This is a genomic window from Streptomyces sp. NPDC059785, assembly GCF_042732375.1.
GTDB lineage: Bacteria > Actinomycetota > Actinomycetes > Streptomycetales > Streptomycetaceae > Streptomyces.
The window spans coordinates 20953-46311 of the sequence record NZ_JBHWHV010000010.1; the positions used below are offsets into that span (position 1 = coordinate 20953).

24 protein-coding genes are annotated in these 25359 nt (G+C 71.6%); 11 read left to right on the forward strand and 13 right to left on the reverse strand.

Features of this window, described 5'->3' with window-relative positions:
- Positions 1 to 69: 69 nt before the first annotated feature.
- Positions 70 to 447 carry a metal-sensitive transcriptional regulator gene (locus ACFV6E_RS10035; RefSeq protein WP_385172313.1) on the reverse strand — a complete coding sequence of 126 codons (378 nt, stop codon included), beginning with the start codon at positions 445 to 447 and terminating at the stop codon, positions 70 to 72.
- Between the two features lie 235 nt (positions 448 to 682).
- On the opposite strand from ACFV6E_RS10035, the gene ACFV6E_RS10040 reads away from it, so the two are divergent.
- Both ACFV6E_RS10040 and ACFV6E_RS10045 read left to right on the forward strand, forming a co-directional pair.
- Positions 683 to 1303, forward strand: coding sequence for a DUF47 domain-containing protein (locus tag ACFV6E_RS10040; RefSeq protein ID WP_385172311.1), 621 nt, complete (start codon positions 683 to 685; stop codon positions 1301 to 1303).
- A gap of 7 nt (positions 1304 to 1310) precedes the next feature.
- Complete coding sequence (locus ACFV6E_RS10045; RefSeq protein WP_385172308.1) at positions 1311 to 2309, forward strand: anion permease; 999 nt, start codon at positions 1311 to 1313, stop codon at positions 2307 to 2309.
- Positions 2310 to 2559: 250 nt separating this feature from the next.
- Here ACFV6E_RS10045 and pstB read toward each other — a convergent pair whose 3' ends face one another.
- The 11 genes from pstB to ACFV6E_RS10100 form a co-directional block, all read right to left on the reverse strand.
- Entirely contained in the window at positions 2560 to 3336 is a 777-nt protein-coding gene (gene pstB / locus ACFV6E_RS10050; protein WP_385168394.1) for a phosphate ABC transporter ATP-binding protein PstB, read from the reverse strand.
- Positions 3337 to 3385: 49 nt separating this feature from the next.
- Positions 3386 to 4444, reverse strand: a complete 1059-nt coding sequence (gene pstA, locus ACFV6E_RS10055) for a phosphate ABC transporter permease PstA (RefSeq protein WP_385460364.1) — start codon at positions 4442 to 4444, stop codon at positions 3386 to 3388.
- Positions 4441 to 5445, reverse strand: coding sequence for a phosphate ABC transporter permease subunit PstC (gene pstC, locus ACFV6E_RS10060; protein ID WP_385168399.1), 1005 nt, complete (start codon positions 5443 to 5445; stop codon positions 4441 to 4443). Before pstC ends, pstA begins: the two co-directional genes overlap by 4 nt.
- 119 nt (positions 5446 to 5564) lie before the next feature.
- Positions 5565 to 6692, reverse strand: a complete 1128-nt coding sequence (pstS, locus tag ACFV6E_RS10065) for a phosphate ABC transporter substrate-binding protein PstS (protein WP_385168401.1) — start codon at positions 6690 to 6692, stop codon at positions 5565 to 5567.
- Between the two features lie 406 nt (positions 6693 to 7098).
- A complete protein-coding gene (locus ACFV6E_RS10070; protein WP_385168404.1) occupies positions 7099 to 7530 on the reverse strand; it encodes an NUDIX hydrolase in 432 nt (143 codons plus the stop codon).
- A gap of 97 nt (positions 7531 to 7627) precedes the next feature.
- Entirely contained in the window at positions 7628 to 8842 is a 1215-nt protein-coding gene (locus ACFV6E_RS10075; RefSeq protein WP_385460367.1) for a CHAD domain-containing protein, read from the reverse strand.
- A complete protein-coding gene (locus ACFV6E_RS10080) occupies positions 8823 to 11189 on the reverse strand; it encodes an RNA degradosome polyphosphate kinase (protein WP_385168410.1) in 2367 nt (788 codons plus the stop codon). The genes ACFV6E_RS10075 and ACFV6E_RS10080 overlap by 20 nt, the downstream gene beginning before the upstream one ends.
- A 293-nt stretch (positions 11190 to 11482) precedes the next feature.
- Complete coding sequence (locus tag ACFV6E_RS10085; RefSeq protein ID WP_385168412.1) at positions 11483 to 12442, reverse strand: ABC transporter permease; 960 nt, start codon at positions 12440 to 12442, stop codon at positions 11483 to 11485.
- Entirely contained in the window at positions 12439 to 13320 is an 882-nt protein-coding gene (locus ACFV6E_RS10090; RefSeq protein WP_385460370.1) for a hypothetical protein, read from the reverse strand. Before ACFV6E_RS10090 ends, ACFV6E_RS10085 begins: the two co-directional genes overlap by 4 nt.
- Positions 13317 to 14237: an ABC transporter ATP-binding protein gene (locus ACFV6E_RS10095; protein ID WP_385168417.1), complete on the reverse strand. Its 921-nt coding sequence runs from the start codon at positions 14235 to 14237 to the stop codon at positions 13317 to 13319. Before ACFV6E_RS10095 ends, ACFV6E_RS10090 begins: the two co-directional genes overlap by 4 nt.
- Positions 14234 to 14701: a GntR family transcriptional regulator gene (locus ACFV6E_RS10100; protein WP_385460373.1), complete on the reverse strand. Its 468-nt coding sequence runs from the start codon at positions 14699 to 14701 to the stop codon at positions 14234 to 14236. Before ACFV6E_RS10100 ends, ACFV6E_RS10095 begins: the two co-directional genes overlap by 4 nt.
- A gap of 143 nt (positions 14702 to 14844) precedes the next feature.
- On the opposite strand from ACFV6E_RS10100, the gene ACFV6E_RS10105 reads away from it, so the two are divergent.
- The 5 genes from ACFV6E_RS10105 (at position 14845) to ACFV6E_RS10125 (ending at position 19775) form a co-directional block, all read left to right on the forward strand.
- On the forward strand, positions 14845 to 15387 hold the full coding sequence (locus ACFV6E_RS10105; RefSeq protein WP_385168420.1) for an RNA polymerase sigma factor: 543 nt from the start codon (positions 14845 to 14847) through the stop codon (positions 15385 to 15387).
- Positions 15384 to 16430 carry a zf-HC2 domain-containing protein gene (locus tag ACFV6E_RS10110; protein WP_385460376.1) on the forward strand — a complete coding sequence of 349 codons (1047 nt, stop codon included), beginning with the start codon at positions 15384 to 15386 and terminating at the stop codon, positions 16428 to 16430. Before ACFV6E_RS10105 ends, ACFV6E_RS10110 begins: the two co-directional genes overlap by 4 nt.
- 155 nt (positions 16431 to 16585) lie before the next feature.
- Entirely contained in the window at positions 16586 to 17467 is an 882-nt protein-coding gene (locus ACFV6E_RS10115; protein ID WP_385460378.1) for an ABC transporter ATP-binding protein, read from the forward strand.
- The gene (locus ACFV6E_RS10120) at positions 17464 to 19020 is read left to right on the forward strand and encodes an ABC transporter permease (protein ID WP_385460381.1); all 1557 of its coding nucleotides are present in this window, start codon (positions 17464 to 17466) and stop codon (positions 19018 to 19020) included. The genes ACFV6E_RS10115 and ACFV6E_RS10120 overlap by 4 nt, the downstream gene beginning before the upstream one ends.
- Positions 19017 to 19775 carry an ABC transporter gene (locus tag ACFV6E_RS10125; RefSeq protein WP_385460384.1) on the forward strand — a complete coding sequence of 253 codons (759 nt, stop codon included), beginning with the start codon at positions 19017 to 19019 and terminating at the stop codon, positions 19773 to 19775. Before ACFV6E_RS10120 ends, ACFV6E_RS10125 begins: the two co-directional genes overlap by 4 nt.
- A gap of 110 nt (positions 19776 to 19885) precedes the next feature.
- On the opposite strand, the gene mshD is transcribed toward ACFV6E_RS10125, so the two are convergent.
- Positions 19886 to 20812, reverse strand: coding sequence for a mycothiol synthase (gene mshD / locus ACFV6E_RS10130; protein ID WP_385168433.1), 927 nt, complete (start codon positions 20810 to 20812; stop codon positions 19886 to 19888).
- 222 nt (positions 20813 to 21034) lie between these two features.
- On the opposite strand from mshD, the gene ACFV6E_RS10135 reads away from it, so the two are divergent.
- From ACFV6E_RS10135 to ACFV6E_RS10150, 4 genes are all read left to right on the forward strand, one after another.
- Entirely contained in the window at positions 21035 to 22834 is a 1800-nt protein-coding gene (locus ACFV6E_RS10135) for a bifunctional metallophosphatase/5'-nucleotidase (RefSeq protein ID WP_385460387.1), read from the forward strand.
- A 291-nt stretch (positions 22835 to 23125) separates the two neighbouring features.
- Complete coding sequence (locus ACFV6E_RS10140; protein ID WP_385168438.1) at positions 23126 to 23257, forward strand: hypothetical protein; 132 nt, start codon at positions 23126 to 23128, stop codon at positions 23255 to 23257.
- Positions 23258 to 23354: 97 nt separating this feature from the next.
- A complete protein-coding gene (locus ACFV6E_RS10145) occupies positions 23355 to 23492 on the forward strand; it encodes a hypothetical protein (protein WP_385168441.1) in 138 nt (45 codons plus the stop codon).
- A 105-nt stretch (positions 23493 to 23597) separates the two neighbouring features.
- Entirely contained in the window at positions 23598 to 25349 is a 1752-nt protein-coding gene (locus ACFV6E_RS10150; protein WP_385460390.1) for an ABC transporter ATP-binding protein, read from the forward strand.
- Positions 25350 to 25359: the final 10 nt, after the last annotated feature.

Sequence of the window (25359 nt, forward strand, 5' to 3'; positions counted from 1 at the left end):
CCGTCACCGGATCACATCGGATTACATCGAACCGCGGCGAAGCGTGCGGAACGGACGGCTTCCGCCGGGTCAGGTGCGCAGCAGCCTGCCGATCGCCTTCGTCGCCTCCTCGACCTTCGCGTCGATCTCGCCGCCGCCCTTGAGGGCCGCGTCGGCGACGCAGTGCCGCAGGTGCTCCTCGAGGAGCTGGAGCGCGAAGGATTGCAGCGCCTTCGTCGAGGCGGAGACCTGCGTGAGTATGTCGATGCAGTACACGTCCTCGTCGACCATGCGCTGGAGGCCGCGGATCTGGCCCTCGATCCGGCGCAGCCGCTTCAGGTGCTCGTCCTTCTGCTTGTGGTACCCGTGCACCCCGCGGTCGTGGTCGGTCACGATCCCGTGGGCGCCGGTCACGAGTTCCTGTGAATCGCCGGAGGGCGCCGTGGCGCCGGCCTCGGTGGTCGTCATCGCGTCCTCCTGCTGGTCGGTCCGCGAACCCGTCTGGTTCGCCGGTTACATATACCCCTGGTGGGTATATGGTATCGAACTTCACCGGGTATGGAGCCCTTGCCCGGTGCCGGGCGCCGGGCCCTGTGCCGACCACTCTGCCCGATGGGCGACACTGGGAGACGGCCGGTTAGCCGTGGCCGGATGATGCGCCTAGCATCAGCCTGACCGAACAAGAGGACTCCGAGGACCACACGTGCGCTTTCGTCTGACCCCCAGGGAGACGAGCTTCTACGACATGTTCGCCGCATCCGCGGACAACATCGTCACGGGCTCGAAGCTCCTGATGGAACTGCTCGGGGCGGACGCCTCCGCCCGGGCCGAGATCGCAGAGCGTATGCGGGCCGCGGAACACGCCGGTGACGACGCCACGCACGCGATCTTCCACCAGCTGAACTCCTCGTTCATCACGCCGTTCGACCGCGAGGACATCTACAACCTCGCGTCCTCCCTCGACGACATCATGGACTTCATGGAGGAGGCCGTCGACCTGGTCGTGCTGTACCAGATCGAGGAGCTTCCCAAGGGTGTGGAGCAGCAGATCGAGGTACTGGCCCGGGCGGCGGAGCTGACCGCCGAGGCCATGCCGAACCTGCGCACCATGGACAACCTGACCGAGTACTGGATCGAGGTCAACCGACTCGAGAACCAGGCCGACCAGATCCACCGCAAGCTCCTCGCGCACCTCTTCAACGGCAAGTACGAGGCCATCGAGGTGCTCAAGCTCAAGCAGATCGTGGATGTGCTGGAGGAAGCGGCGGACGCGTTCGAGCACGTGGCGAACACGGTGGAGACCATCGCCGTCAAGGAGTCCTGACCTCTCCATGGACACCTTCGCGCTGATCGTGACCATCGGGGTCGCGCTCGGATTCACGTATACGAACGGGTTCCACGACTCGGCGAACGCCATCGCCACCTCGGTGTCGACGCGGGCGCTGACCCCGCGCGCGGCGCTCGCGATGGCCGCCGTGATGAACCTCGCGGGCGCCTTCATGGGCAGCGGGGTCGCGCACACCGTGAGCAAGGGCCTGATCGCGACGCCCGAGGGCGACAAGGGGATGGGCATCCTCTTCGCCGCGCTCGTCGGCGCGATCGTCTGGAACCTCGTCACCTGGTACTTCGGGCTTCCCTCGTCCTCGTCGCACGCGCTGTTCGGCGGCATGGTCGGCGCGGCGCTCGCGGGCGGTACGACCGTCTACTGGTCCGGGGTCATCGACAAGATCGTCATTCCGATGTTCCTGTCGCCGTTCGTCGGTCTGATCGTCGGCTATCTCGTCATGTGCGCGATCATGTGGATCTTCCGCAAGGCCAATCCGCACAAGGCCAAGCGCGGTTTCCGGATCGCGCAGACGGTGTCGGCGGCCGGCATGGCGCTCGGGCACGGCCTCCAGGACGCGCAGAAGACGATGGGCATCGTGGTGATGGCACTGGTCATCGGCGATGTGCAGAGCGCCGAGGATCCGATCCCGGTGTGGGTGAAGATCGTCTGCGCGGTGATGCTGTCGCTCGGTACGTACGCCGGCGGGTGGCGGATCATGCGGACGCTGGGGCGGAAGATCATTGAGCTGGATCCGCCGCAGGGGTTCGCCGCGGAGACCACCGGGGCGTCGATCATGTTCGCCACGGCGTTTCTGTTCAAGGCGCCGATCTCCACGACGCATGTGATCACTTCGGCGATCATGGGCGTGGGTGCGACCAAGCGGGTCAACGCCGTGCGGTGGGGTGTCGCCAAGAACATCGTCCTCGGGTGGTTCATCACCATGCCCGCTGCGGCGGTGGTGGCTGCGGCCAGCTTCTGGGTCGTGAACCTGGCGTTTCTCTAGCGGCGGGGGCCGGGGTGGGGTTTTCGCCCCCTCCGCCCCTTCCCGTCCCTTGTCTCTGGGGGCTGCCGCCCCCAGGCCCCCGCTTCGGCCTGACGGCCTCGTCCTCAAACGCCGGACGGGCTGAAAACCTCAAGCGCCGGACGGGCTGAAAACGACAGGGCCCGCCCCCGGGAGCCAGGGGCGGGCCCTTTTGTGACCTCGCGGTGGCACCGCCATGCAGCACCGCGAGGGGTCTGGGGAGGAGGTCCGGTCAGCCGAAGCGGCCGGAGATGTAGTCCTCCGTGGCCTGGACCGACGGGTTGGAGAAGATGCGCTCCGTGTCGTCGATCTCGATGAGCTTGCCGGGGCGGCCGACCGCGGCCAGGTTGAAGAACGCGGTGCGGTCGGAGACGCGGGCGGCCTGCTGCATGTTGTGCGTCACGATGACGATCGTGAAGCGCTCCTTCAGCTCCCCGATCAGGTCCTCGATGGCGAGGGTGGAGATCGGGTCGAGCGCCGAGCAGGGCTCGTCCATGAGCAGCACGTCCGGCTCGACCGCGATGGCGCGGGCGATGCACAGCCGCTGCTGCTGACCGCCGGAGAGACCGGAGCCGGGCTTGTTCAGGCGGTCCTTGACCTCGTTCCAGAGGTTGGCGCCCTTGAGGGACTTCTCGACGACGTCGTTCAGCTCGGACTTCTTGTACGAGCCGTTGAGCTTCAGGCCCGCCGCGACGTTGTCGAAGATCGACATGGTCGGGAAGGGGTTCGGGCGCTGGAAGACCATGCCCACCTCGCGGCGGACGGAGACGGGGTCGATGCCCGCGCCGTACAGGTCCTCGTCGTCCAGGAGCACCTTGCCCTCGACGCGGCCGCCCGGGGTGACCTCGTGCATACGGTTCAGGGTGCGCAGGAAGGTCGACTTGCCGCAGCCGGAGGGGCCGATGAACGCGGTCACCGAGCGCGGCTCGACCGTCATGGAGATGTCTTCGATTGCCTTGTGGGCGCCGTAGTAGGCGGTCAGGCCCGATACGTCGATTCGCTTGGCCATGGGGATCACTGCTTCTTTCGAGGGGTAAGTCGGGTCGCTGATGGCCGCGTCAGCGGCCCGTCTTGGGGGCCTTCCAGCGGGCGATGGAGCGGGCCGCCAGGTTGAGGATCATGACGAAGGCGATGAGGGTGAGCGCCGCCGCCCAGGCCCGGTCGTAGGCCGCGTCCTGGCCGGTCGCGTACTGCTGGTAGATGTACAGCGGCAGCGAGGCCTGCGGGTCCTTGAACGGGTTGGTGTTGATGAAGTTCGTGCCCCACACCAGCAGCAGCACGGGCGCGGTCTCACCGGTGATGCGCGCGACGGCGAGCATGACGCCGGTGGTGATGCCGCCGATCGAGGTCGGCAGGACCACCTTGAGGATGGTGCGCCACTTCGGGACACCGAGGGCGAGGGACGCCTCGCGCAGCTCGTTCGGGACGAGCTTGAGTATCTCCTCCGTGGAGCGGACCACGACGGGCATCATCAGGATCGCCAGGGCGAGCGAGCCGGCGAACCCGGAGTAGCCCATGTCCAGGATCAGGATCCAGAAGCTGAGGATGAACAGACCGGCGACGATCGACGGGATGCCGGTCATGACGTCGACGAAGAAGGTGACGGCCTTGGCGAGCTTCCCGCGCCCGTACTCCACCAGGTAGACGGCGGTCAGCACGCCGACCGGGACGGCGATCAGGGCGGCGATGCCGACCTGCTCCAGGGTGCCGATGAGCGCGTGGTAGATGCCGCCGCCGGTCTCGGCGTCGGCGACCACGCCCATGGAGTGGGAGAGGAAGTAGCCGTCGAGGACCTTCACACCGCGCTTGAGGGTCTCCCAGATCAGGGAGGCCAGCGGGACGACGGCCACCAGGAAGCAGACCCAGACGAGGGCGGTCGCGATGCGGTCCTTGGCCTGGCGGCGGCCCTCTACGCGGGCGGCGATGCCGTAGGTGCCGAGGACGAAGAGCACGGCCGCGATCAGGCCCCACTGGACCTTGCTGTCGAGCCCCCCGGCCAGGCCGATGACCACGGCGACGACGAGGGAGCCGGCGGCGATCGCCCACGGCGACCACTTCGGCAGGCTGGCGCCGCGCAGGGTGCTGGGGCGCTTGTCGGTGACGGGTGCGGTGCTCATGCGTTGGCCCCCGAGTACTCCTTGCGGCGGTTGATGATCATGCGCGCCGCGCCGTTGACCAGCAGGGTGATGAGGAACAGCACCAGACCGGAGGCGATCAGGGCGTCCTGGCCCAGTTCGCTCGCCTCACTGAACTTGCTGGCGATGTTCTGGGCGAACGTGCCGCCGCCCGGGTCGAGCAGGCTGGCCTTGATGGTGAACTCCGGGGAGAGGACCGTGGCGACGGCCATCGTCTCGCCGAGCGCGCGGCCGAGGCCCAGCATCGAGGCGGAGATGACGCCGGAGCGGCCGAAGGGCAGCACCGCCATGCGGATGACCTCCCAGCGCGTGGCGCCGAGGGCCAGCGCGGCCTCCTCGTGCATCTGCGGGACCTGGCGGAAGACCTCGCGGCTCACGTTGGTGATGACCGGCAGGATCATGATCGCGAGCAGGATGCCGACGGTGAGCATGGAGCGCGGGGCGCCGCCCTGCCACTCGAAGATGCCGGTCCAGCCGAGGTAGTGGTCGAGCCAGCCGAACAGGCCGTTCATGTGCGGGACCAGGACGAGGGCGCCCCACAGGCCGTACACGATGGAGGGGACGGCGGCCAGCAGGTCGATCACGTACGCGATGGTGCCGCCGAGTTTGCGGGGCGCGTAGTGCGTGATGAAGAGGGCGATGCCGACCGCTACGGGGACCGCCAGGATCATCGCGATGATCGCCGAGACGACCGTGCCGAAGGCGAGGACCGCGATGCCGAAGTACGGCGGGTCGATGTTGGTGTTCCACTCGAAGGTGGTGAGGAAGTTGCCCTCGTCCTTGCCGATCGCGATGGCGGCCCGGTAGGTGAGGAAGACCGCGATGGCGGCCATGATCACAAGCAGGAAGATGCCGGAACCACGGGAGAGGCCGAGGAAGATCCGGTCTCCGGGTCGGGTGGCGCCGCGGGCGGCGCGCTTCTGCTCGGCGGCGGGAGGAGTCGGTGGGGGAGGTGCTTGAGTGCTCTGCGTAGATATGTCCATCAGGATTCTCCGGTCTGCGGAGCCGGGACGGATCGGCTCCAGGCGGCGGTGCACCGGACGGTGCGGCCCGCCCCCCGCGGCCCTCAGGGGCCGGGGAAGGGGCGGACCGCACGCTCAGGTCAGCTCAGGCCCGAGATGGTCTCGCGGACCTTCGTGATGATCTCGTCGGGGATCGGCGCGTACTTGGCGTCGGCCAGCTGCTTCTGGCCGTCCTCGCTCGCGATGTAGTTGAGGAAGGACTTGGTGGCCGGCAGGGTGTCGGCCTTGTTGCCCTTCTCGCAGACGATCTCGTAGGTGACCAGGGTGAGCGGGTAGGCGCCCTCCTCGGTCGGCTTGTAGTTCAGCTCCAGGGCCAGGTCCTTGCCGGTGCCGGCGACCTTGGCGGTGGCGATGGCCTTGGTGGCGTTCTCGACGGTGGCCTCGACGGGCTCGGCGGCCTCGGTCTTGAGGTTCACCGTGCTGATGCCGTCACCGGCGTAGGAGAGCTCGAAGTACGAGATCGCGCCCTCGGTCTGCTTCACCTGCTGGGCCAGACCGGAGGAGCCCTGCGCGGACTGGCCGCCCTTGGCCTGCCAGGCCTTGCCGCCCTCGTACTTCCAGTCGGACGGGGCGACGGCCTTCAGGTACTTGGTGAAGTTGTCCGTCGTGCCGGAGTCGTCCGAGCGGTGGAAGGTCTGGATCTTGGTGCTGGGAAGCTTCGCGTCGGGGTTCAGCTTCTTGATCGCCTCGTCGTCCCACGTGGTGATCTTGCCGTCGAAGATCTTGGCGATCGTCGAGGCGTCCAGCGCGAGGTCCTCGACGCCCGGCAGGTTGTAGCCGATCGCGATGGGGCCGCCGACCATCGGCAGGTCGATGGCCTGGCTGTCCGTGCAGACCTTCTTGGAGGCGGTGATCTCCTCCGCCTTCAGCGGCGAGTCCGAACCCGCGAACGCGGTCTGGCCCTGGGTGAACGCGGTGACACCGGCGCCCGAACCCGTCGGGTTGTAGTTGATCTGCACGCTCTTGCAGGCGGCCGAGTACGCCTTGATCCAGGCGTCGATCGCGTTCTTCTGCGCGGAGGAGCCGGAAGCCTGGAGCTGGCCCTTGGCGTCGTCGCACTTGATCGAGCTGTTGGCCGCCGCGGAGGTGTCCGAGCCCTCGCTGCCGCCGGTGTCGTCCGAGCCGCACGCCGTGAGGGCCAGGGCGCCGGAGACGGCGACGGCACCGAGCGAGAGGGCGCGAAGCCGGTTCTTGCGCTGAAGCTTCACTTTCGGGAGTTCCTTCCAGGAGCCGCCGACAGGTGGCGGCGTGCGAAGTCGGTGTTATGCGGAGGTCGTCTCCTAGGAGCGGTCCGCACCGGGTAAGGCCGAAATTAGGCAGAACAGGTGAAGGCGCCGATGGGCGTAAATGAACGGAGGGTGAACCCCTGCGGACGGTGCGGTGAGGTCACGGAAGGCTTACGTCGCGGACACAGGGTGGTTTCCGACCCCTCGTGTCCCGGCGGTAACAGTAGGCAACGGGAAGCAGCCGCCGAGGTTGCCCGCGCGTGCCGCGCACCGCATGCATCCGGACGTGGGACGGCACCTTCCGCGGCCGTCCGGACGTGGGACGGCACCGCCCGCGGCTCCCGGACCGGCCGGGAACCGCGGGCGGTTGTCGGCGCCCCGGCCGGTCTCAGGTCAGGTGCAGCGCGTCGAGCAGCGCGCCGACCAGGGTGCGGTCCCTGGACTGGGTCAGCCGGTTGCGGGCCGCGACCGGGGAGAGCCAGATGATCCGGTCGACCTCGCGGTTCGGCGCGAAAGCGCCGTCCGTCGCCTCGGCGGCCCAGTAACGGACCTCCTTGGGGCGGTCGCCCACCGGATAGCGGACCGTCGGCAGCCGGGCACCCGGCGCGGCGGTGTACCCGGTCTCCTCGGCGACCTCGCGCAGCGCGCCCGCGAGCGCCTCCTCGCCGGTCTTCAGCTTGCCCTTGGGATGCGACCAGTCGTCGTACTTGGGCCGGTGGACCAGACAGATCTCCAGCTCGCCGGTGACGGGGGAGCGGCGCCACAGGACGCAGCCCGCCGCCCGGATCGTGGTGCCTGCCGTGTCGGTCGTATCGGTCATGGGTGCTCAGCACTCCTCTCGTACGCGCGTCCCGTGCGGGTCGTCGTCCAGGGGCGCCGCGGATGCGGTCGGATCCTCCGGGCCCCCGGTTTCCCCGCTAGGAGGCGTTCACCGCTTCCTTCCGCCAGGACTGCTGGAACGCGAACCTGGCCGCCTCCACCTCGTGCCGCTGGTCGGCGTGGAGCACCCCGAGCGCGTACGCCGTCGCCGGGGCGATGCGCGGGGTGCGGGCCGCCGCCGACGCGGCCGACGCCGCCTCCGCGGCGTCGCGGTGCAGGTTCAGGGCGCGGCCCGCGGTGAGCAGCTGCGTGTCCACGGGGACGTCGCCGCCGCACAGCACCTCCTGGGCGTAGCGGTGCAGCCGCAGCAGCAGGCGGACCTGGTGCCAGGGGGCGTCCTGGGGCTGCGGCGCGGTGTCCGGCGACAGGCCGTGGACCAGGGCCTCCGCGTTGTACGGGTGGCCCGCCGTGACCAGCGGCAGCCCGGTGACCGCGTCGCACAGCCGTTCCCCGGCGGCGGCGGCCAGCGGGCGCAGCTCGGCGGCGGCCGCGGCGGAGGTCAGCGGGACCTCGCTGGCGAGGACGGCGACGCTGTCGGCCACCGCGTGGAAGCGTGAGGAGCCCAGCGCCTGGAGGGCGGCCGAGTGGGCCCGGGTTCTGGCGAGGGTGAGCTGGCGGTCCAGGAGGGCGCCCGCCTTGGCGGCGCCCACGGTGAGCTGGCCGCGCTCCGCGCCGCCGGCCGGGCGGCGCGGCCCGGCGGGGGAGGCGTCCTGACCGCCGGCCCGTGTACGGGGGCCGGGCGCGGCACCCGTCGCCGTACCGGCGGCCCCGTTCGCCAGGGCGGCGACGGCCGGACGGGCGGCCGGTACCGCCGAGCCCGACAGCCGGTGCAGCGCGAGCAGCAGGCGCTCCAGGCGGGCCGAGTACGCGTGCTCCCGGGCCAGCGTCCCGGAGAGCCAGGCCAGCTCCGGGCGCATGGACTCCGACCAGTCCGCGTCGAGCAGCGGGCGGAAGGTGTGCAGGCTGCCGCTGATGCGGCGGGCCGAGCGGCGCAGGGCGCGCGCCGCGTCGACGGACTCCTGTGATCCGTTCGCCGCGCCGCCGGTCTCCCGGTGCTGGCGCAGCGCCCGGAGGAACTCCGTGGCCTGGGCCCTCAGATAGCCCGCGAGGGCGTCCCCCAGGGGGATGCCTCCCGGTACGGGGGCACCCTCGCCGGGTTCCGCCGCGCCGATCGGAGCCGCGCCGAGCGGGGCAGCACGTTTCGGCGGGGTCCCGGCCATCGGGTCCGAGGAATCAAGGTGTCGCTGTGCCACGCCGGCGCCTCCGGGCGTCTATGAGCATCTCCTGGACGTTGCGCAGGGGCTGGCCGTCCGCGTCGTGCGAGTGGCGGGTCCACTCGCCGTCGGAGCCCAGGTGCCAGGAGGAGGTGGTGTCGGACATGCCGGTCTCGAGGAGCCGGTTGAGAGCGGCCCGGTGGGCCGGGTCGGTGACCCTGACCAGTGCCTCGATCCGGCGGTCGAGGTTGCGGTGCATCATGTCGGCGCTGCCGATCCACACCTCGGGCTCGCCGCCGTTGCCGAAGGCGAAGACCCGGGAGTGCTCCAGGAAGCGGCCGAGGACCGAGCGGACCCGGATGTTCTCGGAGAGGCCCGCCACGCCCGGACGGACGGCGCAGATCCCGCGGACCCAGACGTCGACCTGCACGCCGGCCTGGGACGCGCGGTACAGGGCGTCGATGACCGCCTCGTCCACCATCGAGTTGACCTTGATGCGGACGTAGGCGGGGCGGCCGTCCCGGTGGTGCTGGATCTCCTTGTTGATCCGCGAGACCAGGCCGTCGCGCAGGGACCTGGGCGCGACCAGGAGCCGGCGGTAGGTCTCGCGGCGGGAGTAGCCGGAGAGCCGGTTGAACAGGTCGGAGAGGTCCGCGCCCACCTGCGGGTCGGCGGTGAGCACCCCCAGGTCCTCGTAGAGGCGGGCCGTCTTGGGGTGGTAGTTGCCGGTGCCGACGTGGCTGTACCGGCGCAGCGTGTCGCCCTCCTGGCGGACCACCAGCGACAGCTTGCAGTGTGTCTTCAGGCCGACGAGCCCGTAGACGACGTGACAGCCGGCCTCCTCCAGCTTGCGGGCCCACTTGATGTTGGCCTGCTCGTCGAAGCGCGCCTTGATCTCGACGAGCACGAGGACCTGCTTGCCGGACTCGGCGGCGTCGATGAGGGCGTCGACTATGGGGGAGTCGCCGGAGGTCCGGTACAGCGTCTGCTTGATGGCGAGCACGTCCGGGTCGGCCGCCGCCTGCTCCAGGAACGCCTGCACGGAGGTGGAGAACGAGTCGTACGGGTGGTGCAGCAGGACGTCCCGTTCGCGCAGCGCGGCGAAGATGTCGGGAGCGGACGCCGACTCGACCTCGGCGAGGTCCCGGTGGGTGCCCGCGACGAACTTCGGGTACTTCAGCTCGGGCCGGTCCAGGGCGCCGATGCCGAAGAGGCCGGTGAGGTCCAGCGGCCCCGGCAGCGGATAGACCTCGGCCTCGCTGATCTTCAGCTCGCGCACCAGCAGATCGAGCACGTACCGGTCGATGGACTCCTCGACCTCAAGGCGTACCGGAGGCCCGAACCGCCGCCGCATCAGCTCCTTCTCGAGCGCCTGGAGCAGATTCTCGGCGTCGTCCTCCTCCACCTCCAGATCCTCATTGCGGGTGAGCCGGAAGGTGTGGTGCTCGAGCACCTCCATCCCGGGGAACAGCTCCTCCAGATGGGCCGCGATGACGTCCTCGATGGGCACGTAGCGGTCCGGGGAGGCCTCCAGGAAGCGGGAGAGCAGCGGCGGCACCTTGACGCGCGCGAAGTGCCGGTGCCCGCTGACGGGATTGCGGACCACGACCGCGAGATTCAGGGACAGACCCGAGATGTACGGGAACGGGTGTGCGGGGTCGACGGCCAGCGGGGTCAGCACCGGAAAGATCTGGTGCCGGAAGAGCGTGAAGAGGCGGGCCTGCTCCTTGTCGGTCAGCTCGTTCCAGCGGACCAGGTGGATGCCCTCCTCGGCCAGCCCCGGGGCGACGTCCTCCTGGTAACAGGCGGCGTGCCGGGCCATCAGCTCGCGCGAGCGGGCCCAGATCATCTCCAGTACCTCGCGGGGCTGGAGCCCGGAGGCGGAGCGGGTGGCGACGCCGGTGGCGATCCGGCGCTTCAGCCCGGCGACGCGCACCATGAAGAACTCGTCCAGGTTGCTGGCGAAGATCGCGAGGAACTTCGCCCGTTCGAGCAGCGGGGTGTCCGGGTCCTCGGCGAGTTCGAGCACCCGCTCGTTGAACGCCAGCCAGCTGCGCTCCCGGTCCAGGAACCGCCCCTGCGGCAACCGGTCGCCGTCCTGCACGGTGTCTTCGTACGTGTCGAGGTCGGCGTCGATGTCGGGCTCGAGGTCGGAGACGGTGGCCGCCACGGTGTGCGGGCGGTGGGCGGCTATGGAGCCCACGGAGGGCTGGGGCTGCTGGTCCTCTGCCGGGGCGCTGGGCTGCTTCATGGCACCATTCTTCCGCGCCGGCGGCGACACGGGCGCGTCGGAACGCGCGGGCGGGAGCGCGGCGACCAGGCGACCGCTCCTCCCGGCCTTCCCGTTCTCCGGGGGCGGGGTGGGCTCGGGCACGGCGGGGTTCATTCGCCGAGGGTCGCAAGGCCGTCTGAATCGATGGTTACGGCGACATGACGTGCGGGATAGCGGGGAGCGGCTCGCGGGCGTCTACAGGGGCGGGGATTCGTCCGGCTTCGGGGAGGTGTGGGGCGGGTGTGCCCGTTAGGGGGTGGGGGGTTGGCTGTGTGCGGCTCCGCCGCGCGGGCGCGACCGGCCACGGCGGGCCCGCACCCGCCGACGGCGCACCGGTCCCCTCCCGGAGGGCGCCGCCACGCACGGGGACCCGACGCCGGGGCCGGTCGATCCGCACGCCGGGCTGGTCAGGCCGTACGTCGGCGCAACAGCCAGAACGCGCAGCCCGTCGCGAGAACGGCCACCGCCAGCACGACCCCGGTCTCCACGAGATGCAGCGGCCAGTAATGGGACTCCGGCTGGTACTCCACGTACGTGGCGGACAGACCGCGCCCGGCCAGGCAGCGCTCCAGCCCTTCGGACGTGACGTTGCTCCCGCAGTGGACCCCCTCCCGGTGTGCCCCGGAGGCGGTGATCGCCCCCCAGCCGAGCTCGTGCGCTCCCTCGGGCACCGCGGAGGGATCGCTGACGGCGGCGACCCGGGACGCCGAGGGCCACAGGTCCCAGCGGAAGATCAACAGCACGGAGTACAGCACGAACAGCAGGAACAGCGAGGCGGCCAGCGCGGGCAACGCCCTGCGCAGCACGATCCCGGTCAGCGCGCCGAGCGCCAGCGCGCACAGGGCGTACGCCACCACCAGCGGACCGCGCGCCGCGAACACCGTGACGGTCGACCAGTCGTCGCTCATCAGGTTCCGGTGCGCGGACCAGGCCCACCGGTACGTCACGACGAGCACCGTGCCGCTCGTCACCAGCAGCAGCGCCGGCCAGGCGAGCTTGGCGGCCAGCCACCGGGTGGGGGTCACGGACTGGGTCCAGGCGAGCTCCGCGGTGCCGTTCTCCAGTTCGCGGCCGGTGAGCGCGCCGCCCGCGAACGCGGCCACGACCAGGAAGCTGAAGCAGATGAAGGTGCCGATCCAGCCGATCCGCTCGCTGTAGGCCATCGTCTCGGGCACGGAGCAGGTCGAGCGGCGTGCACAGGAGGCCTGCTCCCGCAGGGCCGCGTCCGCGGTGACCTCGTTGGTCCATACGAGTACGGCGACCACGGCCGCCACGAAGCTGCCCCAGGTGATCAGCGCGCCCCGGTGCAGGCGCAGCACGGTCCAGGACAGCCCCGACGGGCGCAGGACGGCGGGCAGGGTGCTCATGCGGTGGTCACTTTCCTGCGCAGGGCGTAGAAGGCGAGGGCGACGACCAGCGCCGTGACGGCGAGGAGCACGCCGGTCTCCAGGAGCTGGCGCGGCCAGTAGTCGGGCGACGCCAGGTAGGTGCGGTGCGGGCCGCCGCGCACGGGCAGCTCGGGCAGCTCGCCGTACACCGTGCTGTGCTGGAACGGCCAGAGGCGGCCGCGCATCGCGCTGATCAGGTACTGGAGGACGGCGGCGACCGCGAGCGCGGGCAGCGCCCGCCCGATCACCAGTCCGCAGAGGGCGCCGACGGCCAGGCCGAGCAGCGGCAGCGCGACGGTCGACGGGCCGATCGAGAAGTACAGCTCGCGCGGCGAGTAACCGGCGATGAGAAGGCCGTTGTGCGCGGACCACAGCAGCCGGTAGAGCACCACGAGCAGGGTGGTGCCGGCGGTGAGCAGGACCGCGGGCACGGCGAGCTTGGCCGCCAGCCAGCGGACCGGTCCCGTCGACTGGCTCCAGGCGAACTGCGCGGTGCCGTTCTCGATCTCGCGGCCGGTCAGCGAGCCGGCCGCGAACAGCGGCACGACGAAGGCGGCCATGCTGATCAGCATCTGCGGCTGGTAGAAGAGCGTGTCGTAGGCGTACTTCGCCGTGTCCCAGCCGCCCGGCGGGTAGTAGCCGTACGTGTCGAACTCCTCCTGCGCGTTCGTCGCCCCCGGCCCGTACAGCCACAGCAGCAGTGCCGCGGTGATGAACATGTACGCGAGCCAGATCCACAGGGCGTGGCGGTGCAGGCGCAGGACGGTGCGGACGAGTCCGCGGGTGCGGGACAGCGCGCGGGGCGCGGCCGGCCGTACGGAGGTGGTGTTCGTACCGGCGTTCGTGGTGGCGTTCACGCGTGCACCGCCCCGGTCCGCGGGGCGGTGCTCGGGGTGAGGAGCGGCGGGGCGTCGGGTGCGCGGAGGTGGGCGAGGAGCAGCTCCTCGAGGGACGGTTCCGACGCCGCCCAGCCGTCGCCGACCGGGCCGTCGTGGCGGATCAGCGCGGTGAGTCCGCGCCCGGTGGCACGGGACTCCACGACGGTGTGCGGGGCGAGGTCGGCGGCCGTGCCGCGCCCGGTCACCAGGGTGTGCGCGCCGAGCAGGTCGTCCATGCCGCCGCCGAGCCGGATCCGGCCGTCGCCCAGGAGCAGCAGGTGGTCGCAGGCGTCGGCGAGCTCGGTGACGATGTGCGAGGACATCAGGACGGTGGTGCCGTGCTCGGCCGCCTCCGCCATCAGCGTGCCCATCAGCTCGTGCCGGGCGAGCGGGTCGAGGTCCGCCATCGGCTCGTCCAGCAGCATCAGTTCGGGGCGCTTGCCGAGCGCGAGGGCGACCGCGACGCGGGTGCGCTGGCCGCCGGAGAGCTTGCGGATCTTCGACGCGGGGTCGAGGGAGCCCTGCTCGATGATCGACGCCGCGTGGGCCGCGTCCCACCGGTCCGGGTTGAGCTCGGCGCCCATCCGCAGGGTGTCGGCGATGCTGAGCTGCGGGTGCAGGGGCTTGTCCTGGGCGAGGTGGGCGACGCGGTCCCGGGCCGCGCCGGGTGCGGTGCCGAGGACGGTGAGCGAGCCGGCGGTGGGCCGCAGCAGCCCGGCGGCGAGCGCCAGCAGGGTCGACTTACCCGCGCCGTTGGGACCCACGAGAGCGCTGATCCGCCCGGCGGGCAGCCGGAAGGAGCAGCCGTCGAGCGCCGCGCCGCCCCGCCTCCCGTACCGCATGACGAGCCCGGACGCCTCCATGGCGACGGCCGGGATGGTGCTGTTGGAACTCATCGGTCCCCCTTCGGGATCGAAAGCTGCTCGCCGCCGGGCGCGGCCGGGTCGTGCTCGTCGGGCGTGGCCGGGTATTGCCCGTGGTGTACGTCCGGGAAGTGTTCGTCGAGTACGGAGGCGAAGAGCGCGGCCGCGTCCTCGCGGTCCAGGCCCGCCGCCCCGGCCCGCCGGGCCCAGTCGGCCAGTTCACCGCGCAGCGGGGAGTCGGCCGGGGCGGCGCCCAGGGAGCGCCGCACGAACGTGCCGAGGCCGCGGCGGGCCTCTACCAGGCCCTCGCGTTCCAGCTCGCGGTACGCCTTCAGAACGGTGTTGGGGTTGATCGCCGTGGCCTCCACCACCTCGCGGGCGGTGGGCAGTCTGTCCCCCGGTTCGAGGAGCCCGAGCCGCAGTGCCTGTTTGGTCTGCTGGACGATCTGGACGTAGGTGGCGACGCCGGAGCGCCGGTCGATGCGGTACTCGACCACCCCTTCCACCACCCTTTCACTAATTGAGTAGTGAAAGGGTGGTGGAAGGGGTTGGTGATGTCAAACGCGCAGGTGAGAGGGGTGGCGCGAGATTGATGAGGCTGATCGTGAACCGATCGAGGGGGCTCGTCCGATGATGAGACGTGAGGGATACGAGAAGTGACGGGGAGCTGCTGCGGGCCATCGCGGCGGACGAGGACCGGCACGCCTTCGAGGAGCTGTACCGGCGATACGCGCCCTGGCTGACCGCACGGCTGCGCGGCCGGTGCGCCGACGCCGGGATAGTCGACGACGTCGTGCAGGACACCTTCCTCGCGGTGTGGCGCGGCACCGCCCGCTTCCGCGAGGAGGGGGACGCGGCCGGCTGGCTGTGGCGCGTCGGCTCCCGCCGGCTGATCGACGCGCTGCGCGGCGACGGCGCGCGCGGCCGGCTGCGCCAGACGCTGGCCCGGCTGCGCCACCGCCACGAGGCGTCCGCCGAGGACCGGGTGCTGTCGGGCGTGGAGCACGGCGACCTGGCCGGCGCGCTGACCCGACTCTCGCCCGAACTGCGGGCGGTCCTCCAGGCCACGGTCGTCGACGGACTCACCACCAGAGAAGCGGCCGTCCTCCTGGGCATCCCACCCGGCACGGTCAAGACCCGGGCTTCACGCGCCCGCAAACAACTGCGGGAGGCACTGGCATGAGCGACACGAACGGGACGAGCGACGTGAACGACAACAACCCCGGGCAGCGTGTGAGGGGGAACATGAGCGGGGAAACGGAAGAGCGGCGTGCGGGCGCCGACCGCACCGTCGCGGGCGCCGGCCACACGACGCCGGGCGCCGACCGCACGACGCCAAGCGCCGGCCGCACGGCCGCAGGCGTCGGACGCACGGCCGCCTCCACCGGGTGGCACGTAGACGGGGACGACCTGCGGGCCTACGCCCGGGGCGAGCTCGCGGCGCCGCGGTTGTGGTCCGCCGACACCCACCTCGCGGCCTGCGCGCGGTGCCGCGAGGCGTTGGCCGACGTCACCGACCCGGTCGCGCTGGACGAGGGCTGGGCCCGCATCGACGCCGCCCTCGACGCACCACGCCCCGGCCCCGTCGAGTCGCTGCTCACCCGGTGCGGCGTCGCCGACCACACCGCGCGGCTGCTCGCCGCCACCCCGGTGCTGCGCCGCGCCTGGCTCGCGGCGGTGGCCGCCGTCCTGCTGATGACCGTCGCGGCGTCCTACTCCGTACGGACCGCCGAGTCCCCCACCCTGTTTCTCGCCCTCGCGCCACTGCTCCCGCTCGCCGGCGTCGCGCTGTCGTACGGACCCGTCCTCGACCCGACGTACGAGATGGCCGTCGTCTCGCCGACGCACGGCTTCCGGCTGCTGATGATCCGCACGGTCGCCGTGCTGGCCACCGGCATCGGGCTGAACGGCCTGGCCACCCTCGCCCTGCCCGGTTACGGGCTGCGGGCCCTCGCCTGGCTGCTGCCCGCCCTCGCGCTCACCGCGCTGGCCCTGGCGCTGACCCCCCGCCTCGGACCGGTGGTCGCGCCGGTGCTGACGGGCGGGGCGTGGACCGTGCTGCTGATCGTCGCCCACAGCAGGGGCGAGGAGATCCTTGCGCCCTTCACGGCGGCCGGACAGGGCGTCGCGGCGGCGGTCACGGCCCTCGCCGCCGGACTGCTGTACGCGGTGCGCGACCGCTTCGACGCGACACCCGGCCCACTGTCCCCCAGAGGCGCCCGATGACCCCCGCCGGGCCCGCGGCGGACCCGTCCGATGGGCCCCGTCGAACCCCGCGGCTGACCCTCCTGACGAGCCCGTCGAGCCGCGGCCGCCCCGCCACCCCCCTCACCACTTAACCCCTCGCCCACTCACCGCCCCACTCACCAAGGGAGTGCCGCATGACCTCCGCCTTCACGGGGGCGACGCCCACCGTCTCGGCCGCCGGGCTGACGTACCGCTACGGGGGCACACGCGCCCTCGACGACGTGTCGCTGCGGCTCGGTGACGGCGTCACCGGCCTGCTCGGGCCGAACGGCGCGGGCAAGACCACCCTGCTGCGGGTCCTGGCGACCGCCCTGCCCGCCGACCGCGGGACGTTCACCGTGCTCGGCCACGACCCGGGCACCGCGGCCGGCCGGCAGGAGGTGCGCCGCCGCCTCGGCTATCTGCCCCAAGCCCCCGGCTTCCACCCGGACTTCACGGCCTTCGAGTTCGTCGACTACGTGGCGATCCTGAAGGAGCTGACGGACCGCGGCGCCCGGCACGCCGAGGTGCGCCGGGTGCTCTCCGCCGTCGACCTGGCCGAGGTCCGCGGCAAGCGCATCAAGCGGCTCTCCGGTGGCATGCGGCAACGCGTGGCGCTGGCCGCCGCACTCGTCGGCGACCCCGGCTTCCTCGTCCTGGACGAGCCGACCGTCGGACTCGACCCGGAGCAGCGCATGCGCTTCCGGGAGCTGATCGCGCAGGCGGGCGAGGGCCGCACCGTGCTGCTGTCCACCCACCAGACCGAGGACGTCGCGATGCTCTGCCACCGGGTGATCGTGATGGCCGAGGGCCGCATCCGCTTCGAGGGCACCCCGGCCGAGCTGACCGAGCGGGCGGCGGGCCGGGTGTGGAGCAGCGCGGAGCGCGACCCGGCGGCGAAGGTCGGCTGGCGCACGGGCACCGGCACCTTCCGCCACGTCGGCGACCCGCCCGCGGACGCCGACCTCCTCGAACCCACCCTGGAGGACGGCTACCTGCTCACCCTCGACGGCGCGGGCACGGAGGTGACGGCATGAGCGGCACGGTCGTACAGGCGGCCCCCACGGGGGTGGAGCCGCCCGCCACGGACCGGCGGCGCCGCACGGCGGCGGTCCTCGCGCTCGCCCGCTTCGAGGCCCGCGAACTGGTCCGGCAGATCCCGGTGCTCGTCTTCTTCCTCCTGTACGTGGGCTACACCTGCTGGACGCTGTGGTCGGGGCGCGAGGGCATGGACGCCTTCCCGGCGCTCCAGGACGCCGACCGGGAGACACAGGCCCGGCCCCTGCTCGTCGGCATAGCTCTGTTCGTCTGCGTCAACCGGGCCGTGCTGCGCTCCCGGCGGCGCGGTACCGACCGGCACTTCGACGTGCTGGTGATGGAGCCATGGCGGCGCACCGTCGCCCATGTGCTGTCGGCCGTACCGTTCGCCGTGGCCACCGCGCTGGTCGTCCTCTTCGATTTCGTCTGCACGGCGCTGAAGCCGGGGGCCATCGGCCACGGTTCGCCCGCCGAGCTGGCCGTGGGCCCGCTGACCGTGCTCCTGGGCGCGGTCGCCGGGGCGCTGCTCGCGCGGCTCTTCCCCTCCGGGTTCGCGGCTCCGCTGCTGATCGTCGGAGCCCTGGTCCTCGCTTCGCTGGCGTCCACGCAGGTGGCGGACGAGCACTGGGCGCAGTGGCTGTGGCCGGTCGTCGCGGAGGGCGGCTCCGATCCGTTCCCGTCCGAGCTGGTGGGCCGCCCGGCCGCCTGGCACGCGCTGTACCTGGCGGGACTCGTCGTGGTGCTGGCCTGCACGGCGGTGCTGCTCAGCGGCGGACGTACGCGCGCGGTGCGGGCGGTGGCCGTCCTCGCGCTGGTCGCCACCGGCGCCGGGATCGCCGGGCAGTCCCCGGGCGACCCGGCCTCGCTGGCCGCGGCCCGCACCGAGGTTTCCGTCTCCCCGGAGAAGACGCAGTCCTGCCTCACGCACGGCGGGTCGAAGTACTGCGCCTTCCCCGAGTGGAGCGACCGCACCGCGGACTGGGCGGCCGTCGTGGACCGCGTGCAGACGCTGGCGGGCGGCGCAGCCGGCGGCCGCGAACTGACCGTGCGCCAGCGCCTCGAAGCGCGGTACGGGCTCACGGACGACAGCGCGCTCGACCCGTCCCGTACGCCGGGCCAGGTGACCGTCGGCACCCGCTGGGGCGGCAACCGGGTCCCCGAGTTCGCGGTCGCCGTCGCCGCCGTCCTGGTGGCGGGCGACGAGAAGTCCGCGGAGACCGTCTGCGACGCCCGCATGGTGATGGTCGCCTGGCTCGCGCTGGGCGGCGAGCAGGACCCGCTGACCACCTTCCGCCACGTCCGTCTCGACGACAGCATCAGTGGCTCCGCCGTCATCCTCGCGCCGACCGGGGCACTGTCGATGACCGCGCAGCAGACCGCGGTGGTGCGGGAGTTGTTCGAGCAGCCCCGCTACGGCGTCACCGCCAAGGTGAAGGCCCACTGGGCGGAACTGACGGCCCCCGGGACGACCACACGCCGAGCGGCCGAGCTCCTGGACGTGAAGACACCGACCGATGAGCCGGCGACCGAGGAGGAGAAGTGCGGGGAGTGAGGCGGAGCCCGAAGGACGATCCGGAGCGCGGCACACCGGACTCGGCGCGGCCGGCCGCGGCGCGACGACAGGACCCGATGTCACCAGCGCTGATACGGCAATTGGCGCGCCCCGTCTCGCGGACCGTGCCCTGGGCGGCGATCGTGGCCGGCGGGACGCTGGGCCTGCTGCTCGCCTGGATCCCACGGGGTCTGGTGGGAGAGGCCGACGCCCGGCTGTGCCTCACCTTCCTGCGGGCCGCGATGCTCACCTTCGCCCTGGGCCTGGCGTTCCTGTTCGACGACCCGGCGCGGCACACCACGGCCGCCGTCCCGGCCCGCCGTCCGGTACGCGCCGGGCTGCGGGTGGCGCTGGCCGCGCCCGTCGCCGCCGTCTGGTGGGCGGCGGCCGTCGCCCTGATCCCGGCCGGCGGGCGTCCGCCGGTGGGCGCGGTCACCCTCGAAGCGGCGGCCGTGGCCGTCCTGGCGCTGGCCGTCGCGGCGGCCGGTGTGCGGTTCTCGGACGAGGCCCGCCCCGGCGCACGGGCGTCCGTGACCCTCCTGGTCGTGGCCGTGGCGGCGCAATTGCTCGTACCGGACCGGTGGAGCCCGTTCGTCACCGTGGACGACGACCGCTGGAGCGCCGCACATCACCAGTGGGCGGCTCTGCTCGCGGCGAGCGTCCTGGCCTGGGCGGCCGCGGTGAGGGAACCCCACCGCCACCACCGCATACGCCTCCCGCGCCGCGCAGCCGCCCCCCGACCGTCCACACACTGACCGCCCCGACCACTGACCGCCCCGACCATCAACGACCCTCACGGCCCTCGACCGTCAACGGCCCCCGGCCGCGCCCCCCAGCAGAGCGCCCCAGGCAGGACACCCCAGGCTCAAGATTCCGTGCGGTACATCAGGTCCGTCTCGTGGGTCCGGAAGCCGAGTCGTTCGTAGACGGTGACGGCCGCCGTGTTGTCGGCGTCCACGTAGAGCATGGCGGTCGGCAGGCCCTGGGCCGCGAGATGGCGCAGCCCGATGGTGGTCAGGGCCTTGCCGAGGCCGCCGCCCTGGGAGCCGGGGCGTACGCCGACGACGTAGACCTCGCCGAGCTGTTCCTCGGCATGGACCTTCGTCCAGTGGAAGCCGATCAGTTCGCCGTCGCGGAAGGCGAGGAAGAAGCCGGCCGGGTCGAACCACGGCTCGGACGTGCGGTCGTCCAGGTCGCGCTGGGTGAGGGAACCCTGCTCGGGATGGTGCGCGAAGGCAGCGGCGTTCGCGGCGAGCCAGGCCGCGTCGTCCTCACCCGGCACGTAGGCGCGGACGGTGACCCCCTCGGGCAGCTTCGCCTCGGGGAGTTCGAGGTCGGTCAACGGGCGGCGGAGCTGGCGCAGTTCGCGGAAGAGCGTCAGGCCGAGGACCTGGGCGAGATGGCGGGCGGCGGAGTGTCCGCCGTGCGCCCAGACGCGCAGCCGCTTGCCGGAGGCGGCGAGCAGCGCGGCGCCCAGCGCCCGGCCGTGTCCGTGGCCGCGGTGCTCCGGGTGCACGACCAGTTCGGCGGCCGGCGCCTCGACCGGGTCGGTGTCCTCCAACTGCGCGTAGCCGAGCAGCTCTTCGCCGACGGTCAGCAACAGGTGCGAGACGCCCGCGCGCTCGCCGCCGCGCAGTTGCAGCCGTCCCTGCTCGGACACCGCCTGCTGGCCGTCGGCGCGCGCCGCGTCCGACAGCAGTCCGAGCACGGCCCCGGCCTGTTCCGGGGTGAGCGCGGAGAGGGTCTCGATCGATCGGCGGGAGGCGGCGGGTGCGGTGTCGTCGCTGGTCATGGATACGAGGGTACGGCGCGCCGGGGACCGTACAAGGAGCCGGGCGCGGGCGGCCGGACGATGGCAACCAGTCCGTAACCCGGATCCTCTGTTGCGCTACGCGCGTTGAATCTAGGCTGCGCAAGCCACAGCCTCACCTGGGCTCCCGCACAGATCTCCGACAGATCTCCTACAGGTCTCCAGGGGCGCAGGTGCACAGGTCCCATACAAGGGGAGAACCCAATGCCGTCGATGCTCCGGCACAGACGAACCCATCGGATACTCGCGGCCGCCGCGGGCCTGGCCACGATCGGCGGCCTCGCCGCGGCGATGCCCGCCAGCGCGGGCCAGGACCACGCGACCGCACGGCACCACCACGGCAGCGGCCGCTACCAGGACGTGCAGCTGCTGTCCTTCAACGACCTGCACGGCAACCTGGAGCCGCCGACCGGTTCCTCGGGCCGGGTCACGGAGACGCAGGAGGACGGCACCACCAGGACCGTCGACGCGGGTGGCGCCGAGTATCTGGCCACGCATCTGCGCCAGGCGCGCAAGGGCAACAAGTACTCGATCACGGCCGCCGCCGGTGACATGGTCGGCGCCTCCCCGCTGCTGTCCGGCCTCTTCCACGACGAACCGACCATTGACGCGCTGAACAAGCTCGACCTGGACGTCACCAGCGTCGGCAACCACGAGTTCGACGAGGGCGCGCAGGAACTGGCCCGCCTTCAGAACGGCGGCTGCCATCCGACGGACGGGTGCTACGACGCGAAGAAGAAGTTCAAGGGCGCGGACTTCCCCTACCTCGCGGCGAACGTCACCGGCGAGAGGACCGGCAAGCCGATCCTCAAGCCGTACTGGGTCTGGCAGAAGAGCGGCATCAAGATCGGTTTCATCGGCGTCACCCTGGAGGGCACGCCGGACATCGTCTCCGCCGAGGGCGTCAAGGGTCTGAAGTTCGGCGACGAGGTCGAGACGATCAACAAGTACGCCAAGGTGCTGCGCGCCCAGGGCGTGAACTCGATCGTCGCGCTGATCCACGAGGGCGGTGCCCCCGCGTCGGCCTCGTACAACTACGACTGTGACAGCCCGGGCGCCGGTGACGGCATCTCCGGACCGATCGTGGACATCGCCAAGGACGTCAGCCCGTCGGTGGACGCGCTGGTCACCGGCCACACGCACCAGGCGTACGCGTGCACGATCGACGACCCGGCGGGCAACCCGCGCACGGTCACCTCGGCCGCGTCCTTCGGCCGGCTCTACACCGACACCACGCTGACGTACGACCGCTGGACCGGGGACATCGCGCGTACGGCGGTGAAGTCGGCGAACCACGTGGTCACGCGTGACGTGGCGAAGGCCGCCGACATCACCGGCCTGATCTCCCAGTGGCAGACCCTGGCCGCCCCGGTCGCCTCCCGCCCCATCGGCTACATCGCGGGCGAGATCGGCAACACCGGCACCGAGTCCCCGCTCGGCGATCTGATCGCCGACGCGCAGCTCGCCCACGCCAAGTCCCTCGACCCCGAGGCCGACATCGCACTGATGAACCCGGGCGGCATCCGCGCCGGGCTCACCTACACGGCGAGCGGCAGCGAGGGCGACGGAGTGGTGACGTACGGGGAGGCGTACACGGTGCAGCCGTTCGCCAACACCGTGAACCTGGTGGACCTCACCGGCGCCCAGGTGATCACCGCGCTCCAGCAGCAGGTCAGCGGCGCGAACGAGGCATCGCCGAAGATCCTCCAGATCTCCTCCGGCCTGACCTACACCCTGGACCTCACCAAGTCGGGCGCCGCCCGCGTGGTGACGGACTCCGTGAAGCTGAACGGGGCGGCCATCGACCCCGCCGCCACCTACCGCGTCGCGATGAACTCCTTCCTCGCGGGCGGCGGCGACGGCTTCACCGAGCTGGGCAAGGGCGGGAACGTGCTGGTCGGCAGTGACGACCTGGCGGCGTTCGAGTCCTACCTGACGGCCAACTCCTCGGCGTCGGCGCCGTACCCGGTGCCGGGCGCGGACCGCATCACCATCGTGAAGTAGGCAAACGGGAAGAACAGCACAGCGGGGCGCGGCCGTTTCGACGGCCGCGCCCTTTTGTGTTTTCGCTCGGTAAGTTATAGGTGAGTCGCGTAATAAATTCTGTGTGAGTTGCAGGTCGGTTCCTCAAGATGCCTGAAATCTTGTCTCAGTGGCTATTCATCGAGGTCTAAGCGGAATTGGCCTTTTCGGCTCCCGGCGTCCCGTAGTGTTTTCCATGTCGAAAGCGAACAGCGTTTACGGCGAAGGAAAGCCCGAAGTCCCCCTGAGTTCAGGGGAGAGAAGGAGAACACCATGAGCTTCCACAAGGTCGCCCCCGTCAAGAACAACCGCAAGGCCGCCGCCCCGAAGCCGGCCCGCAAGACCCAGGCCAAGGCGCAGCCGAAGGCGAAGCGCGCCACGCGCCGCCCGGTCGGCCACAAGTAATCGGCCGCAAGCAGCCGACGCCCCTTCCGCGGCAGCGGATAAACGGCAGTTCAGTAAATTCCGGTTCAGTAAGAGCCGCATCAGAGAGGGACATCACATGAGCTTCCACAAGGTCGCCCCGGTCAAGAACAACCGCAAGGCCGCCCCGGCCCCCAAGCGTGCCCCTCAGCAGCAGGCCAAGGCGGAGAAGGCCGCCGCTCCCAAGCGCCGCCCGGTCAGCCGCCAGGGCCGCTAGCAGCCCGCCACGAGGCGGGGCCCCGGAATCGTCCGGCGGCCCCGCCTCGGCCGTGTTCGGAGAAAGTAAGAAACAGGAGATGCGATATGCGGGAAGTGACGTGACATGCGGGAAGTGAAGAAGACCTTCGCGCGCTTCTGGCCGCTGACCCGCGGCGACCGCGGGTGGCTGGTGCTGATCGTCGCCTGCGTGGTCGGGTCCGCGCTCGCCGAGACCGCGTCGATCCTGCTCTTCGCGGAACTCACCGACCACGCGCTGCAAGCCGGTTCGCTCTCCGCCTTCTGGGGACCGGCCGGGGCCTGGCTCGGCGTCGCCGGCCTCGGCGCGGTCGTCGGCTACCTCGGCAATTCGCTCGCCGTGTGGACCGCCGAGCGCTTCGTCCTGCGGCTGCGCGCCGGAGTCTTCCGCCACGTCCAGGACCTGCCGCCGCACTTCTTCCAGCAGCACCGCAGGGGCGACCTGGTCGAACGGCTCACCGGTGACGTCGAGGCCATCGAGCAGATGGTTGTCTCCGGCGTGGTCGGCACCGTCTCGGCCGCCTTCTCCGCCCTGTTCTACGCCGCCGCCGCGCTCTGGCTGCGCTGGGACCTGGCGCTGGCCACCTTCGTCCTCGCCCCGCTCTTCATCCTCGCCGCCCGCCGTTTCGCCGGCCGGATCAAGGCCGCCTCGCAGGACGAGCGGGCCGCCGACGGCGCGATCACCGCCGTCGTCGAGGAGTCCCTCGGCAACGTGGTGCTGACCCAGGCGTACAACCGCCGGCGCGCGGAGGAGAAGCGGCTCGACCGCGAGGCGCGCGCCTGGCTGCGCGCGTCCGTACGGGGCGCGCGGGCGAGCGAGATGTACGAGCAGGCGGTCGAGGTCGTCGAGACGCTCTGCGTGCTCGCCGTGATCGGGCTCGGCGCCTGGGAGATCTCCCAGGGGCGCATGTCGCTGGGCCAGTTGCTCGCCTTCGCCGCGTTCCTCGGCTACCTCTACCCGCCAATCCGCAACCTCGGTCAGCTCGGCCTGACGCTCACCGCCGCCACGGCCGGCGCAACCCGCCTGACGGAGATCCTCGACGCCGAGCCCGCGGTCACCGACCCCGCCGCCCCCGTACGGCCCTGGCCCGTGCACGGCTGGGTCGGCTTCCACGACGTGTCCTTCGGCTACCCCGGCGCCGCCCGGCCGTCCCTGTCCGGCGTGTCCTTCACCGCGGGCCCCGGCGAACTAGTCCTGGTCACCGGCCCGAGCGGCGCCGGCAAATCGACCCTCGCCAAGCTCCTGACCCGCTTCTACGACCCCGACGCGGGCGCGGTCAGCCTGGACGGCGTCTCACTGACGGACGTACCCCTGGAATTCCTGCGCGAGAACGTCGCGCTGCTGCCGCAGGAGACGCTGATCCTGCGCGGCACCGTCCGCGAGAACATCGGCTGCGGCCGGCCCGGGGCGAGCGACACCGAGATCGAGGCGGCCGCGGCGGAGGCCGCGGCCCACGAGTTCATCACCGCGCTGCCCGACGGGTACGACACCGTGATCGCACCCGGCACCGCGACCCTCTCCGGCGGTCAGCTCCAGCGCGTCGCGATCGCCCGCGCCATGCTGCGCGCGGCCCCGGTCCTCGTCCTCGACGAGCCCACCGCGGGCCTCGACGCGGTCGCCGCCCGCCGCGTCGTCCAGCCGCTGCGGCGCCTGATGTCCGGCCGTACGACCATCATGATCACCCACGATCTGAGCCTGGCCCCGGACGCGGACCGCATCCTGGTGGTGGCCGGCGGCCGCCTGGTGGAGGCGGGCACCCACGCGGAGCTGCTGGCGAGGGGCGGCACGTACGCGGCCCTGGCCGCACCGGACGCGCTTCCTCACCTCTCCCTGCACTAGGGAGCGGGTA